We start from the raw sequence: 16,553 nt of genomic DNA on the forward strand, positions 1-16,553 counted from the left end.
AGCAACGCATCGACAACAAGATCATCCGCCCCAGCGCCAACTACACCGGGCCGGAAAACCTCAAGTTCGTGCCGATCGGAAAACGGAAATAGGCTGGGCGGGCCGCAAACCGCCTTGCCATGTAGCGAAGGCGCCCCCTTGCCCGGCCTGGGCTACACCGAATTATGTAACGGATGGTAGGGGCACTACGCCCCGACTTTCAAATCGTAGAGAATAGCGGCGGATATGGCTGCCGGCCTTGCCGGCAAGCCACCGCCATTGACCCAACTCCAGAAGGAACCCACAGAATGAAGCAACTTGTCCTCGCCGCCTGCATCGGCGCATTTACGCTGACCACCGCCGGTGTTGCGATGGCCCAGGAACCGGCCAAGAAGGCCGCTCCCGCCAAGAAGGCTCCTGCGAAGCACACCAAGAAGACCGCGGCAGCAGCACCCGCAGTCGTCCCCAGTGGCGAAAAATGGCAGTGCGAACTGGGCCATGTCCTGTACATCGGTGGCAACATGCAGCGCGACGAAGTCATCACCGTGAACTGGGAGGGCAAGGAATACCGCCTGCCCCGCCTGTCCACCGTAACCGGCGCCGACCGCTACTTCGACGCCCGCTCCGGCCTGGACCTGGTCGTGATCCCGAGCAAGGCCATGCTGTTCAACAAGAACGCCGGCCAGCGCCTGGCCGACGAGTGCCAGACCGCGGACATGCAGGCTGGCGGCTCGGCCCCGACCCAGGCAGGCGCGCTGCGCGCTCCGGTAGCCACCCCGTTGCTGATCGCCCCGTCGGCACCGGCAGCCGATGCCTCCCAGGCACCGGCCGCGCCCAAGCAGTAAGCACCAACCTATAAGCAATAAGAGCAGTAAGAGCAGTAAGCGGTAATCAGTAGTAAGGGGCCGTAACCTGGCATCGTCCGGCTACGGCCCCATGGGCACCAGGAAGCACAAATATCCGAGGGGATCCCATGTCCGCGCCTATTTCGAACGTCCGCCCTGAACCGGACCCGGTCATGGCCGACATCGTCGACTACGTCACCAGGTATCAGGTCAAGAGCGCGCTTGCCTACGACACGGCCCGCAACTGCCTGATCGACACGCTAGGCTGCGGCCTGGAAGCCCTGTCGTATCCGGCCTGCACCAAGCTGCTGGGCCCGATCGTGCCCGGCACGGTGGTCCCCAACGGCGCCAAGGTGCCCGGCACCCAATTCCAGCTCGACCCGATCCAGGCCGCCTTCAATATCGGCGCCATGATCCGCTGGCTCGATTTCAACGACACCTGGCTGGCCGCCGAATGGGGCCACCCGTCCGACAACCTCGGCGGCATCCTCGCCACCGCCGACTGGCTCTCGCGCAACAACGTGGCCGCCAGGCGCAAGCCGTTGACCATGAAGGACGTGCTCACCGGCATGATCAAAGCCCATGAGATCCAGGGCTGCATCGCGCTGGAAAACGCCTTCAACAAGGTGGGCCTGGACCACGTGGTGCTGGTCAAGGTGGCTTCCGCCGCCGTGGTTGCCCAGATGCTCGGTCTGGCCCGTGACGAAATCCTCAACGCGGTGTCCCTTGCCTGGGTCGACGGGCAAGCGCTGCGCACCTACCGCCACGCCCCCAATACCGGCAGCCGCAAGAGCTGGGCCGCCGGCGACGCCACCAGCCGCGCGGTGCGCCTGGCGCTGATCGCCCGGACCGGCGAGATGGGCTATCCCTCGGTGCTGAGCGCCAAGGGCTGGGGTTTCTACGACGTACTGTTCAAGGGCCAGCCCTTCAGGTTCCAGCGCCCGTATGGCACCTACGTGATGGAGAACGTGCTGTTCAAGATCGCCTTCCCGGCCGAATTCCACTCGCAAACCGCGGTAGAGGCCGCCATGACCCTGCACGGCCAGCTGTGCGCCGCGGGCAAGACGGCAGCGCAGATCAGGCAGGTCACCATCCGCACCCACGAAGCCTGCATCCGCATCATCGACAAAAAAGGCCCGCTGGCCAACCCCGCCGACCGCGACCACTGCATCCAGTACATGGTGGCGGTACCGCTGCTGTTCGGCCGGCTGACCGCCGAGGACTATGAAGACAAGATAGCGGCGGACCCGCGCATCGATGCCCTGCGCGACAAGATCGTGTGCGTGGAGGATCCGCAGTTCACCGCCGACTACCACGACCCGGAGAAGCGCTCCATCGCCAATGCGCTGACCGTGACGCTGGACGACGGCACGGTGCTGCCCGAAGTCGTGGTGGACTACCCGCTCGGCCACAAGCGCCGGCGCGACGAGGGCATCCCACTGCTGGTGGAGAAGTTCAAGACCAACCTCGCCCGCCGTTTTCCGGCCAGGCAGCAGCAAGCGATCCTGGCGGTGTCGCTGGACCAGGCGCGCCTGGAGGCCATGCCGGTCAATGAGTATGTCGACCTGTACGTGATCTGAATGATCTGAGCGGCCTGAGCAAAAAAACAGGGCCGATTTGCGCGCGCCAAAGCCAACGGGGGCTGACGGCGGCAGACGCCTTGGCCTAAAATCCACGCGGCACGTACCTTGGTTTAGCGATTGGGCAGCAAAGCAGTCCTGCAAGATCAATCAGCAAGAAGGGCAGTAGGCATGAACACGGCGCGCAAAACCGCGCCGCGCGCCGCGCGGCAACCCTGCTTCTCCGGCAGCCGGCGGCAATAGACGATTTACGATTTACGATTTACGAGTCCAAGCAAGTCCGCACCATCCTTCGATTGGAGTAAGGCAATGCCCCACAATCTCAATAAGACTCTGAAAGAATTCAAGATCGGCCCGTCGAGCAAGGGCCAGTTCTACTCCCTGCCGCAACTGGGCAAGGCACTAGGCGTGGCGGTCGAGCGCCTGCCGGTATCGATTCGCGTCGTACTGGAATCCGTGCTGCGCAACTGCGACGGCAAGAAGGTCACCGAGGAGCACGTCAGGCAGCTCGCCCACTGGAAACCCGTCGCCGAGCGTGTCGACGAGATCCCCTTCGTGGTGGCACGCGTGGTGCTGCAGGATTTCACCGGTGTGCCCTTGCTGGCCGACCTGGCCGCCATGCGCAACGTGGCCGAGAAGATGGGCAAGAACCCCAAGAAGATCGAGCCGCTGGTTCCCGTGGACCTGGTGGTCGACCACTCGGTGCAGATTGACCACTTCCGCGAGAAGAACGCACTGGACCTGAACATGAAACTGGAGTTCCAGCGCAACAACGAGCGCTACCAGTTCATGAAATGGGGCATGCAGGCCTTCGATACCTTTGGCGTGGTGCAGCCGGGCTTCGGCATTGTGCACCAGGTGAACCTGGAGTACCTGGCCCGCGGCGTGCACAAGAAGGACGGCGTGTACTACCCCGACACCCTGGTCGGCACCGACAGCCACACCACCATGATCAACGGCATCGGCGTGGTGGGCTGGGGCGTGGGCGGCATCGAGGCGGAAGCCGGCATGCTGGGCCAGCCGGTCTATTTCCTGACGCCCGACGTGGTCGGCGTGGAACTGAAGGGCCGCCTGCGCGAAGGCGTGACGGCAACCGACCTGGTGCTCACCATCACCGAAATGCTGCGCCGCGAGAAGGTCGTCGGCAAGTTCGTCGAGTTCTTCGGCGAAGGCACGGCCAGCCTGGCACTGCCGGACCGCGCCACCATCGGCAACATGGCACCGGAGTACGGCGCCACCATGGGCTTCTTCCCGGTCGACGAGAAAACCATTGACTACTTCAAGGGCACCGGCCGCACCGAAGAAGAAATTGCCGCCTTCGAGGGCTATTTCCGTGCCCAGAAGATGTTCGGCGTGCCCAAGGCCGGCGAAATCGACTACACCAATGTGGTCACGCTGGACCTGGGCACCGTGCCCCCCTCGCTGGCCGGCCCCAAGCGCCCGCAGGACCGTATCGAGATCGGCAACGTCAAGTCCACCTTTGCCTCGCTGTTCGCCAAGCCGACCGCCGAGAACGGCTTCAACAAGGACATCGCCGACCTGGACCGGACCTACACCACGACCGACGGCCTCGATGTGAAGAGCGGCGACGTGCTGATCGCCGCCATCACGTCCTGCACCAATACCTCCAACCCGAGCGTGCTGCTGGCCGCCGGCCTGCTGGCCAAGAAGGCGGTGGAAGCCGGCCTCAAGGTGGCGCCGCACATCAAGACGTCGCTGGCCCCTGGCAGCCGCGTGGTAACGGAATACCTGCAAGCCGCCGGCCTGCTGCCGTATCTGGAAAAGCTGGGCTTCGGCGTGACCGCCTACGGCTGCACCACCTGCATCGGCAACGCCGGCGACCTGACGCCGGAACTGAACGAGGTCATCACCAAGAACGACCTGGTGGCCGCCGCCGTGCTGTCGGGCAACCGCAACTTCGAAGCACGCATCCACCCGAACATCCGCGCCAACTTCCTGGCCTCGCCGCCGCTGGTGGTGGCCTACGCCATCGCCGGCAACGTCACGCGCGACCTGATGACCGAGCCGGTGGGCACGGGCAAGGGCGGCCGCGAGATCTACCTGGGCGACATCTGGCCGACCTCGGAAGAAATCCACGCGCTGATGAAGTTCGCGATGGACTCGAAGGTGTTCAAGATCAACTACGAGCAGGTCAAGAAGCCGAGCAAGCTGTGGGCCAAGGTCAAGGGCACCAAGGGCCAGGTCTACGACTGGCCGAAGTCCACCTATATCGCCGAGCCACCCTTCTTCGACGGCTTCGGCATGGAGCCGGCCGCCACGCAGTCGAGCGTGCGCAATGCGCGCGCGCTGGGCGTCTTCGGCGACTCCGTGACCACCGACCACATCTCGCCGGCCGGCTCCATCAAGGAATCGTCGCCCGCGGGCAAGTACCTGCTGGCCAACGGCGTGCTCAAGGCGGACTTCAACAGCTACGGCTCGCGCCGCGGCAACCATGAGGTCATGATGCGCGGCACCTTTGCCAATGTGCGCATCAAGAACCTGATGCTGCCCGTCAAGGCCGACGGCTCCCGCGTGGAAGGCGGCGTGACGCTGCACCAGCCGTCCGGCGAAGAACTGTCGATCTACGACGCCGCCATGAAGTACATCGCCGAGGACACGCCCACCGTGGTGTTCGGCGGCGAAGAGTACGGCACGGGCTCGTCGCGCGACTGGGCGGCCAAGGGCACCCAGCTGCTCGGCGTGAAGGCCGTGATCACGCGCAGCTTCGAGCGCATCCACCGCTCCAACCTGGTCGGCATGGGTGTGCTGCCCCTGCAGTTCAAGGGCAGCGACAGCGTGCAGACGCTCGGCATCATCGGCGACGAGACCTTCGACATCGAAGGCATCGAAGGCGAACTGAAGCCGCAGCAGGACGTGACGCTGGTGATCAAGCGCGCCAATGGCGACGTGCAGCGCGTGCCGGTGCTGCTGCGCATCGACACCCCGATCGAGGTCGACTACTACAACCACGGCGGCATCCTGCCGTTCGTGCTGCGTCAGCTGCTGGCTGCCTGACCGGAGCAACCCTGGCCCTTCGGGGCCAAGGGGTGACGCCGCTGGCTCTGCGCCTCTTTCGGAGGCCATGGCCAGTGGCGTTTTTCTTTGGGGCGCCATCTGCGCTGGCCCCAAAGCGCATCAGCCGCCGCTTGTACCGGGCTTGCCCCAAGTGTTGGCCGGTGTAAGTTCCACGCAAGGCTGCCCTGCCAAACTGCCCGTCATCCACAAAGAAAACGCCTTGCGCGGGACAGCCATGCCGGCCAACCCCGCCTGAAACGCACAGGAGACATCATGGCAAAGATTTTCATCGCATTCGTCGTCATTGCCGGCGCGGCACTGTATATGCTGTCAAAGGGCGGCGACATCTCGATGGGCGGCGAGCAGCACGGCGTGGAAACCCACGCGCCGGAGGCTGCGCAAGCGCCCGCGCAGAAGTAAAACCCGGTCGGTTCCGCCGCTGCGCGGCGCTGCCTGACGCAATGCAATACAGCCGCCCGGCCCCCAGGCGGCTTTTTTTGTCAACGCAGCGAGTAGAATACCGTTTTACCGAAAAACGGATGATTTCGACTTATGGCAGGTTTTCGCCCCAAGGCTTCCCAACGTCTTTCGCCTGACGCCGAGCGTCTGGTGGCCGATGCGCTTGCGCTCGATGCCTCGGGCAGCCGCATGGAGGATGGCTACTGGGAGCGGCGTCTTTCGCAACGCCTGGGCCGGCTCCTGAAGAACGGCAGCCAATCCGCGCTCGACGCAGCGCTCGAACACCTGTTCAAGCACAACGCCGACGCCTCCGACGTGCTCGCCGAGCAAGCCGAGACCCTCGCCGAATCGGCTACCGTCGAAATCGACGGCGTCAGCTACGACGCCCTGCTGATCGCCGCGCCCATCCTGGCCCACACCCGCTACGCCATCCCGTCCGGCGCGCTCAAGCCCGAGCTGTCGCAGACGCTGGCTGTGCACATGCAGGCGCATGTGCTGGCGGCCAACACCAAGATGGCGCTGTCGCCCTACCTGTACAGCATCGACCAGCTGCCGCGCACGCACAGCGACACCTTTGCCCTGACCTACAAGCTGGTATCGGCCGCCATGGCCGGTACCACGCCCAAGGTCGACCTGCGCGACCTGCCGGAAACCGCGCCGATCCTGGCCGATCCGCGCTACCTGCTGGCCGTGGTGGTGGCACCGCACGAGCAGGCCCTGTTCCGCTGGCAGGAAGACGCCAAGGAGCACCATGCCGAGCGCAGCGTCTGCCTGGAGCAGTGGCGCACCCAGGTGCAGCCCTCGATCGCACTGCTAATGCCCGGCTGCGAGTTCGACCTGCTGCTGCCCGACGCCTTCTTCCTGTCCTGCCGCGAATCCGACAAGAGCATCCGCCCGCTGACCGTGCGCGCTGCCGTCAACTACCTGTGCGGCACGCTGGACGTGCCGGCCGGCCAGATGGCGGCCGTGGTGGCGGCATTCGGCGAGGAAGAAGTCGAGGAATACCGCGTGGGCTTCACCATGCGCGGCGAGAAGGATGTGATCTACGGCATCGTCTGGCCGGTGTATGGCCGCGAGTCCGGCGAGATCGATGCCAGCGAGAAGGACAACCCGCTGGAGCAGATCTGCGAGGAACTGCGCAACGCCGGGGTGGAAGACATCTTCCGCCACGCCGCGCTGTTCGACCCCGAGTATTGCGAAGACTGCGGCACGCCGCTTTACGCCGACCGCTCTGGCGAGATCGTCCACGCCGAGTTGCCGGAAGACGCGCCCACGCAGCAGCCGCTGTTCCACTGAGCTGCGTCGCTTCGCCCTGCCCGACCAACGGCCCGCCTTGCGCGGGCCGTTTTTCCTTCAGCCGGCGGCCGCCGGGCTGACGCAGCGCCACAGCGCATGACCGGAGGCCGCGTACTTGCGCTCGAACGGCGTGATGGCCTCGGCCGGCTGCCACAGTTCGACCTGCGCTGGCCGGCCGACCAGCGCCAGGGCCTGGGCAAACTCGTCGATGTAGACCTGCCAGTTGCTGCGGCACTCCAGGTACGTGCCGCACGCAGCCAGCGCCGGGAACACCGCATGGCCTTGCCAGCGCCGCCCCAGGTGGCCGATCTTGGGCCAGGGATTGGGATACAGCACGTAATGGCGATCCACCGCGATGTGATCCGACTGCAGCATCCGCCAGACGTCGACCAGGTCCGCGCGCGCCCAGGCAAAATTGGCCGGCATCGGGCCATCCCACCAGTCCTTGCCCCCGGTCAGCCGTTTCTCCGACTGATCCACGCCGATCACGAAATGCCCGGGGAACGCCGTGGCCAGGCGCAAGGTGCTCTCCCCCACGCCGCAACCGGCGTCCAGGATCAGCGGGGCCGCTCCGGCCTGCTGCCATTGCTGCAACGCAAGATCCAGCGCGCGCCGGCTCGGCTCGCCGATCGGCTTGCGAAAGGGCTCGGCCAGGTGGCGGGCAAGGCGCGCCTCGAGGTGGTCGTGGACATCGGCCTGGGCCGAGGTGATGGTGCGGGAGTTGGCAAACATGGGCGGGATTCTACCCGGCTGCCGAGCGCTGCGGGATCGCCGGGGCATGCGGCGCTGGCGACGGGCGTGGACAAATGCCATCCACTGCTGCGAGCATAAGGATATGACGTCGATGTCGCACGCAGATGTCGTTTTGACGGCACAATGCGGGCAACCGGGGTGAACCAGCGGGCCGCCCAAGCGTGACCCGCCACCCCATCTGAGAACCCGCCGCCGCCATCCCATCCTGGCGACGGCCCGTACGAGGAGCGCATCCCGATGACCGCCACACGCCGCACACGCCACACCTCCAGCCTCGCCGCCATGATGCCGCGCCGCGCGCTGCTGCAAGCCGGTGCCGCGCTCGCGCTCGGCAGTGCCGCGCTGATGCTGTTGCCCGCCGGTGCGGCGCAGGCCGAAGACCTGCGCATCGGCTTGTCCGCCGACGTGACCTCGATGGACCCGCAGTGGAACAACTCCGGCCCCAACAACGCCATCGCGCTGCATATCTTCGAGTCGCTGGTGTTCCTCGACAAGAATGCCCGCTACATCCCCGGCCTGGCGCTGTCGTGGAAACCGGTCAACGCCATCACCTGGGAAATCAAGCTGCGCCCCAACGTGAAATGGCATGACGGCACGCCGTTTACCAGCGAAGACGTCAAGGCCTCGCTCGAGCGCCCCGACAAGCTCACCAACAGCCCGGGTTCCTTCACCAGCTACACCAAGCCGATCGCGCGCATCGACACGCCCGACCCGTTGACCGTGCGCCTGACCATGAGCGTGCCGAACTACGCCAACCTGGCCAACGACCTGAACAGCGTGCCGATCATGCCGAAGAAGGTAGCTGCCACACTGAGCCAGGCGGATTTCGACTCCGGCAAGGCGATGATCGGCACCGGCCCATTCAAGTTCGTGCGCTTCGCGCGCGGGCAGGAAATCGTGATGGCGAAGAACCCCGACTACTGGGGCCCGAAGACGGAATGGGATCGCGCGATCTTTCGCATCATCACGGACAACGGCGCGCGCAGCGCGGCGCTGCTGTCCGGCGACGTCGACGTGATCGAAAGCGTGCCGTCCGCGGACGTGGCCAAGCTCAGGCAGAACCCCAAGTTCCGCATCGAGCAGCAGGTCTCGTGGCGCACCATCTTCTGGCAGATGGACCAGTCGCGCGACAACCCGCCCTACGTCACCGACAAGGCCGGCAAGCCGCTGGGCAAGAACCCCTTCAAGGACGCACGCGTGCGTGCCGCCATCAGCCGCGCGCTGAACCGCGACGCCATCGTCAGCCGCATCATGGAAGGCCTGGCCGTGCCGGCCTCGTCGATCGTCTCGCCGCAGATCTTCGGCCACCCCGGCACCAAGCCAGAGGCCTATGACCCCGAAGGCGCCAAGAAGCTGCTGGCCGCGGCGGGCTATCCGGATGGGTTCGGCCTGACGCTGCACGCCACCAACAACCGCTACCTGAACGATGCTGCCGTGGCACAGGCCACCGCCAGCATGCTCACGCGCATCGGCATCCAGACCAAGGTGGAAACGCTACCGGTAGCCGCGTACTTCACCCGTGCGCGCCAGGGCGACTTTGCGTTCGAGATGCTGGGCTGGGGCTCGGCAGCGGCCGACGTGGCGCTGCGATCGATCACCGGCACGCCGAACCCCAAGACGGGATACGGCACGTGGAACTGGGGCAAATACAGCAATACCCAGCTCGACCAGCTGATCGAGAAATCGCTGACCACGGTGACCAGCGACAAGGCCCGCGAGGAAAACGCCCGCGCCGCAGCCAGGTTCGCCCTGGCCGACCACGCCATCATCCCCTCGCACAGCCAGCTGGCGATGTGGGCCATGCGCAAGGACCTGAAGTACGAAGCGCGCACCGACGAATGGTCGCTGGCGCAGTTCTTCCACAAGCAGTAAGAGAGAGGCAGAGAGGCGTTTCGCGAGGCGGCGTTGGGCGTTGAACCCGGCGCCGCCACCTACCTGGCAGCTTGAATCAGATCCGCAGGCCGTCTTCCTGGTTTGCGTTCGCCGCGCGCAAACCCTTCACCCATTCCCGCGCCGGCAACCCGGTCGTATCCTCCAGCACCTTCGCGCGAATCTCCAGCACGTCCCACGACACATCGATTGCCGGCCCATTGAAGGCAAGCGCAATGACATTGCCGTCGTGCACTTCGGGGAACACCAGCACGCGGTTATCAAACGCTTCGCAGATCCGCACGATGTTCTTCGGGAAGCTGTCGTGATCGCCGAACAGGTTGATCGTCATCACGCCCGGCGCCTTGAGCACGCGGCGGCACGCCTTGTAGAACGCCGTGGTGTCAAGCACCGGCCCGCGCGCGGTGGCGTCATACAGGTCCACCTGCAGCACATCCAGCGCGCCGGTGTGCGCGCCATCCATCACGTAATCCCACGCATCCTGCTCCCGCACGGTAAGGCGCTCGTCGTCTTCACGCAGGCCGAACATGCTGCGGCCCGCAATGATCACGGCCGGGTTGAGCTCCACCGCCGTCACCCGCGCGCGGCTGAACTGGCGATGGCAGAACTTGGTGAGCGCAGCCGCGCCCAGGCCCAGCTGCGTCACGTGAAACTCCGGCGCCGAGGGCGACAGGAACAACAGCCACGCCATCATCTGCTGCGCGTACTCCAGCTCGATGGCATCGGGCTTGCGCAGGCGCATGGCGCCTTGCACCCATTCGGTGCCGAAATGCAGGTAGCGCACACCGTCCATCTCGGAGAAGGTCACCGGCGCGAAGCGCGGGGTCATGCGCTTTTCCTCGCGCTGCGCAGCTTGCGCGCTGCGTGCGCCGCGTCCGTCCTCAGGGCTGCGCGCGCCGCGCGCGGGACGGCGCGAGGCCACGGCTTCAATCGATTTGCGTTTGAGAAGAGTCATGGTGGTCAGGAAGAATGCGTGTAAGCGTGCCGCCCAGCGGGGCCGCACGTAAGTCAGTTCGGATCGACCCGGGATCAGGCTTTGCCGAGCGCGCCCTGGGCACGCTGCAGCCACTCCCGGTTGTGCTCGCGGGCGTGGCGCGGCCAGTGCTTGCCGTCGTGCACGATCTCCGCGTACAGCGCCTGGGCGCGCTCGCGGTCGGCTGGTTCCCCGCGGGCCGTCAGCCAGTCGGCAAACAGGCAGCGCGCGGCGGCATCGCTGGCGCAAGTCAGCGCCTGCTCGAATGCAGCCCGCGTGCCGGGCGCGTCCGACGCGGCCAGCGCGCGAGCGTACAGCAATGCAGGGTCCGCTTGCTGGCGGGCCTGGGGCTGGGAGGCGAACAAGCGCTCCAGCGCCGCCACGGCAGCGGCATGGCCACCGGTGGCGAACTGCGCGCGCGCCAACCCCAGCAGCAGCGCCGGGTCGGTGGCGAACGGCCCGCTGGCGGCGGCCTCATAGTGTTCCAGCGCAGCCTTGGGCTCGCCGGCCTCGAGCAAGGCGGCGCCCAGGCGCATGCGGTGATCGACGGTGGGCGCGCGGTCGAACGCGTCGCGCGCCTCGCGCACCGCGCGGTTGGGGTCGACCAACTGGCCAATGGCGCGCTTGGCGGCCCGCGCACCCCGCGTCTGGCGCAGCCCGGGCAGGTAGATGGCGAAGAAATACACCACGCTGCCCAGGCCCGGGAAGGCGAACAGGATCAGCAGCCAGTACATGTTCTGCTGGGTGCGCACCGCGTGCACGGCGAAGAACACGGCGATGATGACGTGAAAACCAATTCCTAGATACGGCATTGTCTATCTATCCTGCAAAGCGTTGGCCGGCGGGCTTCCCACCGGCATGCATAGCCGTGATTGTGACAGATGCGGCCGGGGTGCCCGATGCGGCATGCTACTTGCTACTGTCACAAATGCCTTTTACGGTAAGGCTGTCTTGCGTCTACGTTCTGCGCTTGGCTTCCTAGCAAACCTGCCTGGCTTGCCTTACCAAGGCCCGAGACGCTCCCCCCAAACCTGGCCCTCCACGACAAAGGATCCGCAGATATGAGCTACATCCACTTCATCGGTGGTGAAAAAGGCGGCGTCGGCAAATCGCTCGTCGCCCGCCTGCTAGCCCAGCATTTTATCGACCGGAGCATGCCGTTCCTGGGCTTCGACACCGACAAGTCGCACGGCGCCCTGCTGCGCTTCTATGCCGACTTTGCCGCGCCCGCCGTGCTGGACAAGCACGACAGCCTGGACCCCATTATCGAGCACGCCGTGGAAGACCCGCAGCGGCGCATCCTGGTCGACCTCGCGGCCCAGACGCAGCACGCACTAGCAAAATGGATGGACGACGCCGACGTGCTGGCGCTGGCCGAAGCGCATGGCCTGACGCTCACCTGGTGGCACGTGATGGATGCGGGCCGCGACTCGGTCGACCTGCTGCGCCAGTGGCTTGACCAGTTCGGCGGCCGCATCAAGCTGGTGCTGGTCCTCAATGAAGTCCGCGGCGATCGCTTCGAGATCCTGGAAGCCTCGGGCGAACGCGCCCGCGCCGAAGCGCTGGGCGCCAGCGTGATGACGCTACGCCACCTGCCCGATACGACCATGCAGAAGATCGATCAGCAAAGCACCAGCTTCTGGGCCGCGGTCAATCATCCGGAGCGCGCCGCCACCGGGCTCGGCATGCTGGAGCGCCAGCGCGTCAAGGTCTGGCTGAACCGGGCCTATGGGGAGATGGCTGCGCTGGCGTTGTGAGTGGAATCGCTGGCAGTTGATCTCGGCAGCTAGGATGCGTCCTGAACCCCAAGCCCCGCAGCCTCGATCCCCGCATGAGCCTGCCGTGTCAGCAGCGGTTCGCCGTTGACTGCGCGAGCGATCAGGGCATCGGGCTGCGCGACGGGAATTCCCTGCGCCCGGTACCATGCATCATCATAGTAAGTATTGCCATAGCGTTCACCGCTATCACACAGCAAGCCGACGATGGCGCCCTGCTCGCCCGCCGCCGCCATCCGCTCGGCCAGGTACAGCACACCGACGAAGTTGGTGCCTGTCGAGCCGCCCACGCGACGGCCGAAGCGCGCGGCCAGATAGCGCATCGCGGCAAAGGACAAGGCATCGGGTACCTTGAGCATCGCATCGATGCACGTCGGAATAAAGGAGCGCTCGACACGCGGGCGGCCGATGCCCTCGATCCGCGAGCCGACGTCCAGGCTCAGGCTGCTGTCCGGCTGGCCCGCCAGCATGCTTTTGAAATAGTCAAAAAATACGGAGTTCTCCGGGTCGGCGCAAAGAATGCGGGTTCTATGCCGGCTGTAGGCAACGTAGCGGCCCAATGTTGCGACGGTGCCACCGGTGCCTCCGCTGGCCACGAGCCACGTCGGAACTGGGTATTCCTCGTCAGCCATCTGCTTGAAAATCGACTCGGCGATATTGTTGTTGGCGCGCCAGTCGGTAGCACGCTCCGCATAGGTGAACTGGTCCATGAAATGGCCACCGGTTTCCACCGCTATGCAGTGCGATTCCGTATAGATGTCCGCCGGATTGGCAACCAGTTGGCAGCGCCCGCCATAGAATTCGATCGCCTCGATTTTCGCCCTTGAGGTACCCGCCGGAATCACCGCCACGAAGGGCAAGCCGAGCAGCCTGGCAAAGTAGGCTTCGGAGATGGCCGTCGAGCCGCTGGACGCCTCCACGACGGTGCTTTTTTCGTTCAGCCAGCCATTGCAAAGCGCGTAGAGAAACAGCGATCTCGCCAGGCGATGTTTCAGGCTGCCGGTCGGATGGCTGGATTCATCCTTGAAATAGAAGCGGATTTGCGGATATCCCGGCAGGTCCAGCGGAATCAGATGCGTATCGGCGCAGCGGTTGAAGTCGGCTTCGATCTTGCGAATCGCTTCGCGGGTCCAGTCAGAGCGTGGCATGGGAACCTTCACTGAAATGACTGCGAACAAAACAACAGCCTTGGGCGCCCGGCGCGGCTTCGCGCCGGTTGGCATATCGAGATTTCGATCATAGACGCCCGAGCGGCTCTGCGGTAATTTGCCCCTCTACGGCAGCCGACGGCTTGCCCGCCGGCACGAATATCAGCGCTTAGTTCAGCAGCGCACGCCACAACGCCAGCTTCTGCTCAAAATTGCGCGCCGCATGTGCCGGGCTCGATGAGGGCAGCACCACAGTCTCATAGCCTGCCGCCTCAAACTGCGCGGCGAAACGACCCGACGTACCGCCGTTAAAGCCGACGCGGCGCAACGCAGGCGCCAGCGCCTTGAGCCGCACGAAGTCGTTGGCCTGCGGATGGCGGATATTGCTGTCCAGGCTGCCCTCGCGCACGCAGGCGCCGAGCACATCCCACACGCCGATGCCGTGGAACAGCAACCGCGCCAAACGATCGGCGTAAGGCAAAGCAGGCAGGGGCTCGCCGGTCAGCGCGCCCAGCAGCGGCCAGAACTGGTTGCGTGGATGCGCGTAATACTGCTGCGCCGCCAGCGACGCCGCGCCGGGAAAGCTGCCCAGCACCAGTACGCGGATGTGCCGATCGATGACCGGTGCAAGGCCTTGCTGTAGATCGGGGGGGAGAACCAGAGGGGATGCGGGAGATGGGACGGGCATGGGGTGAGTGTACTTGGCCCCGGGGGAGGACGGGCGCCTGCGCGGCTTGCATGCATCATGCTTGCTGCCGGCGCCCGCCCTCTCCCGGTCCCTCTCCCGCAGGCGGGAGAGGGAGCAAACCCGCTACGCTTACGCCAGCAGCTTGTTGACGCGCTGCACGTAGATCGAGGGGTCTTCGAGCGTGCCGCCCTCGGCCAGCAGGGCCTGGTCGAACAGTACGTGCACGCGGTCGCCGAAGGCGTCGTCCGTGGGACCGGCCTCTACCAGCGCGCGCAGCTTTTTCACCAGCGCGTGGTCGGGGTTCAGCTCCAGGATGGGCTGGGCGTCGGGCGCCTTCTGGCCGGCCTGCTTCAGCAGGCGTTGCAGGTAGCCGCTCATGTCGCCTTCGTCCGACACCAGGCAGGATGCCGACTCGGTCAGGCGCAGCGTGACGCGCACGTCCTTGGCCTTGCCATCCAGCACAGCCTTGGCGCGTTCCAGCACGTCCTTCCAGTCGCCTTCGGCCTTTTCCTGCTCGGCCTTCTCGTCGGCGTCGGCCAGCGCGCCAAGCTCCAGGTCGCCGCGTGCCACCGAGACCAGTTCCTTGCCATCGAACTCGCGCAGGAAGGACAGCATCCATTCGTCCACGCGGTCCGTCAGCAGCAGGACTTCGATGCCCTTCTTGCGGAACACTTCCAGGTGCGGGCTCGACTTGGCCGCGGCCCAGCTATCGGCCGTGACGTAGTAGATCTTGTCCTGGCCTTCCTTCATGCGGCCCACGTAGGCAGCCAGCGCCACGCTCTGCTCGGCGCTGTCCTGATGCGTGGAGGCAAAGCGCACCAGCTTGGCGATGCGCTCCAGGTTGGCGGCGTCTTCGCCCAGGCCTTCCTTGAGCACCTGGCCGAACTGCTGCCAGAAGGTGGTGTACTTGGCGCGTTCGGCTTCGTCCTCGCTGTCCGCCAGCGTTTCCAGCATCGACAGCACGCGCTTGGTGCAGCCTTCGCGGATGGCCTTCACGTCGCGGCTTTCCTGCAGCAGTTCGCGCGAGACGTTGAGCGGCAGGTCGGCCGAATCCACCACGCCCTTGACGAAGCGCAGGTATGCCGGCAGCAACTGCTCGGCATCGTCCATGATGAAGACGCGCTTCACATAGAGCTTGAGGCCGGCCTTGTGGTTGCGGTCCCACATATCGAACGGCGCACGCGCCGGCACGTACAGCAGCTGCGTGTATTCGCTGCGGCCTTCGACGCGGTTATGGGTGTAGGCCAGCGGCGCTTCGTTGTCGTGCGCGATGTGCTGGTAGAAAGCGGTGTACTGCGCTTCGGTGATGTCCGATTTGGAGCGGGTCCACAGGGCGCTGGCCTGGTTCACGCTCTCCCACTCGCCCGTGTCCTTGTAGGCGCTGGCCTCGGCATCCCAGACTTCCTTGGGCATGCGTATCGGCAGCGAGATGTGGTCGGAATATTTCTGGATGATGCCCTTGATCTTCCAGGCGGAGAGGAAATCGTCCTCGCCTTCGCGCAGGTGCAGCGTGATGGTGGAACCGCGCTCGGCACGATCGATGGCATCGACGGTGAACTCGCCATCGCCTGCGCTTTCCCAGCGCACGGCTTCGCTGGCGGGCAGGCCGGCGCGCCGCGTTTCCACGGTGACCTTGTCAGCCACGATGAACGCCGAATAGAAGCCCACGCCGAACTGGCCGATCAGGGCGGCGTCCTTCTGCTGGTCGCCGGAGAGCTGCTGGAAGAATTCCTTGGTGCCCGAGCGGGCGATGGTGCCAAGGTTGCGGATCGCCTCGTCGCGGCTCATGCCGATGCCGTTGTCGGTGATCTTCAGCGTGCGGGCCTTGGCGTCGGCCTCGATGCGGATCGCCAGGTCGGCGTCGTTCTCGAGCAGGGCCGGGTTGGCAATCGCCTCGAAGCGCAGCTTGTCAGTGGCGTCGGAAGCATTCGAAACCAGCTCGCGCAGGAAAATTTCCTTGTTGCTGTACAGCGAGTGGATCATCAGGTGCAGCAGTTGCTTCACTTCCGCCTGGAAGCTCATCGTCTCGTGCGGTGCGGTCATGGTTCTCCTCTTAACAATCTTGGCAAACTTGGCTGATTTGGGAATCTAGGCAATGTGACGGGCCGGCAGCCGGGGGCTGCGGGCCGGCGTCAGGCCGGTGACCCGAGAC

At 65.3% G+C, this 16,553-nt stretch carries 13 protein-coding genes; 7 read left to right on the plus strand and 6 right to left on the minus strand.

Annotated features, from left to right (window positions below; translation table 11 throughout):
• Positions 1-287: 287 nt before the first annotated feature.
• The 5 genes from AC1RQK_RS33585 to AC1RQK_RS33605 all read left to right on the plus strand — a co-directional run bounded on the left by AC1RQK_RS33585 (position 288) and on the right by AC1RQK_RS33605 (position 7,174).
• Positions 288-824: a hypothetical protein gene (locus AC1RQK_RS33585; protein WP_492375410.1), complete on the plus strand. Its 537-nt coding sequence runs from the start codon at positions 288-290 to the stop codon at positions 822-824.
• A 128-nt stretch (positions 825-952) separates the two neighbouring features.
• Positions 953-2,404, plus strand: a complete 1,452-nt coding sequence (locus AC1RQK_RS33590) for a bifunctional 2-methylcitrate dehydratase/aconitate hydratase (protein WP_492813706.1) — start codon at positions 953-955, stop codon at positions 2,402-2,404.
• Between the two features lie 309 nt (positions 2,405-2,713).
• Complete coding sequence (acnA, locus tag AC1RQK_RS33595; RefSeq protein ID WP_492813708.1) at positions 2,714-5,419, plus strand: aconitate hydratase AcnA; 2,706 nt, start codon at positions 2,714-2,716, stop codon at positions 5,417-5,419.
• Between the two features lie 273 nt (positions 5,420-5,692).
• Positions 5,693-5,839 (plus strand): hypothetical protein, encoded by a 147-nt coding sequence (locus tag AC1RQK_RS33600; protein WP_170301880.1) that lies wholly within the window; start codon positions 5,693-5,695, stop codon positions 5,837-5,839.
• Positions 5,840-5,971: 132 nt separating this feature from the next.
• Positions 5,972-7,174, plus strand: coding sequence for a DUF2863 family protein (locus AC1RQK_RS33605; protein WP_150986348.1), 1,203 nt, complete (start codon positions 5,972-5,974; stop codon positions 7,172-7,174).
• Between the two features lie 57 nt (positions 7,175-7,231).
• Here the strand turns inward: AC1RQK_RS33605 and trmB are convergent, their stop codons facing one another.
• Positions 7,232-7,906 (minus strand): tRNA (guanine(46)-N(7))-methyltransferase TrmB, encoded by a 675-nt coding sequence (gene trmB / locus AC1RQK_RS33610; protein ID WP_492375407.1) that lies wholly within the window; start codon positions 7,904-7,906, stop codon positions 7,232-7,234.
• A gap of 258 nt (positions 7,907-8,164) precedes the next feature.
• Here trmB and AC1RQK_RS33615 point away from each other — a divergent pair, with 258 nt between their 5' ends.
• On the plus strand, positions 8,165-9,799 hold the full coding sequence (locus tag AC1RQK_RS33615; protein WP_492375406.1) for an ABC transporter substrate-binding protein: 1,635 nt from the start codon (positions 8,165-8,167) through the stop codon (positions 9,797-9,799).
• 76 nt (positions 9,800-9,875) lie between these two features.
• Here the strand turns inward: AC1RQK_RS33615 and AC1RQK_RS33620 are convergent, their stop codons facing one another.
• On the minus strand, positions 9,876-10,772 hold the full coding sequence (locus tag AC1RQK_RS33620) for a class I SAM-dependent methyltransferase (RefSeq protein WP_492813711.1): 897 nt from the start codon (positions 10,770-10,772) through the stop codon (positions 9,876-9,878).
• A 74-nt stretch (positions 10,773-10,846) separates the two neighbouring features.
• A complete protein-coding gene (locus tag AC1RQK_RS33625; RefSeq protein WP_492813713.1) occupies positions 10,847-11,602 on the minus strand; it encodes a tetratricopeptide repeat protein in 756 nt (251 codons plus the stop codon).
• Between the two features lie 249 nt (positions 11,603-11,851).
• On the opposite strand from AC1RQK_RS33625, the gene AC1RQK_RS33630 reads away from it, so the two are divergent.
• Positions 11,852-12,547, plus strand: coding sequence for a P-loop NTPase family protein (locus AC1RQK_RS33630; protein ID WP_492375403.1), 696 nt, complete (start codon positions 11,852-11,854; stop codon positions 12,545-12,547).
• 29 nt (positions 12,548-12,576) lie between these two features.
• On the opposite strand, the gene AC1RQK_RS33635 is transcribed toward AC1RQK_RS33630, so the two are convergent.
• From AC1RQK_RS33635 to htpG, 3 genes are all read right to left on the minus strand, one after another.
• Complete coding sequence (locus AC1RQK_RS33635) at positions 12,577-13,713, minus strand: PLP-dependent cysteine synthase family protein (RefSeq protein ID WP_492375413.1); 1,137 nt, start codon at positions 13,711-13,713, stop codon at positions 12,577-12,579.
• A 169-nt stretch (positions 13,714-13,882) separates the two neighbouring features.
• On the minus strand, positions 13,883-14,401 hold the full coding sequence (locus tag AC1RQK_RS33640) for a DNA-deoxyinosine glycosylase (RefSeq protein ID WP_492375402.1): 519 nt from the start codon (positions 14,399-14,401) through the stop codon (positions 13,883-13,885).
• A gap of 129 nt (positions 14,402-14,530) precedes the next feature.
• Positions 14,531-16,444 carry a molecular chaperone HtpG gene (gene htpG / locus AC1RQK_RS33645; RefSeq protein WP_492375401.1) on the minus strand — a complete coding sequence of 638 codons (1,914 nt, stop codon included), beginning with the start codon at positions 16,442-16,444 and terminating at the stop codon, positions 14,531-14,533.
• Between the last annotated feature and the right edge of the window lie 109 nt (positions 16,445-16,553).

It is taken from the genome of Cupriavidus sp. GW822-FHT02D05, assembly GCF_058802485.1.

Bases quoted from the DNA above. Each gene is read 5' to 3' on its own strand.
- AC1RQK_RS33585 (WP_492375410.1), top strand. From the start codon at position 288: ATGAAGCAACTTGTCCTCGCCGCCTGCATCGGCGCATTTACGCTGACC.
- AC1RQK_RS33590 (WP_492813706.1), top strand. From the start codon at position 953: ATGTCCGCGCCTATTTCGAACGTCCGCCCTGAACCGGACCCGGTCATG.
- acnA (WP_492813708.1), top strand. From the start codon at position 2,714: ATGCCCCACAATCTCAATAAGACTCTGAAAGAATTCAAGATCGGCCCG.
- AC1RQK_RS33600 (WP_170301880.1), top strand. From the start codon at position 5,693: ATGGCAAAGATTTTCATCGCATTCGTCGTCATTGCCGGCGCGGCACTG.
- AC1RQK_RS33605 (WP_150986348.1), top strand. From the start codon at position 5,972: ATGGCAGGTTTTCGCCCCAAGGCTTCCCAACGTCTTTCGCCTGACGCC.
- trmB (WP_492375407.1), bottom strand. From the start codon at position 7,906: ATGTTTGCCAACTCCCGCACCATCACCTCGGCCCAGGCCGATGTCCAC.
- AC1RQK_RS33615 (WP_492375406.1), top strand. From the start codon at position 8,165: ATGACCGCCACACGCCGCACACGCCACACCTCCAGCCTCGCCGCCATG.
- AC1RQK_RS33620 (WP_492813711.1), bottom strand. From the start codon at position 10,772: ATGACTCTTCTCAAACGCAAATCGATTGAAGCCGTGGCCTCGCGCCGT.
- AC1RQK_RS33625 (WP_492813713.1), bottom strand. From the start codon at position 11,602: ATGCCGTATCTAGGAATTGGTTTTCACGTCATCATCGCCGTGTTCTTC.
- AC1RQK_RS33630 (WP_492375403.1), top strand. From the start codon at position 11,852: ATGAGCTACATCCACTTCATCGGTGGTGAAAAAGGCGGCGTCGGCAAA.
- AC1RQK_RS33635 (WP_492375413.1), bottom strand. From the start codon at position 13,713: ATGCCACGCTCTGACTGGACCCGCGAAGCGATTCGCAAGATCGAAGCC.
- AC1RQK_RS33640 (WP_492375402.1), bottom strand. From the start codon at position 14,401: ATGCCCGTCCCATCTCCCGCATCCCCTCTGGTTCTCCCCCCCGATCTA.
- htpG (WP_492375401.1), bottom strand. From the start codon at position 16,444: ATGACCGCACCGCACGAGACGATGAGCTTCCAGGCGGAAGTGAAGCAA.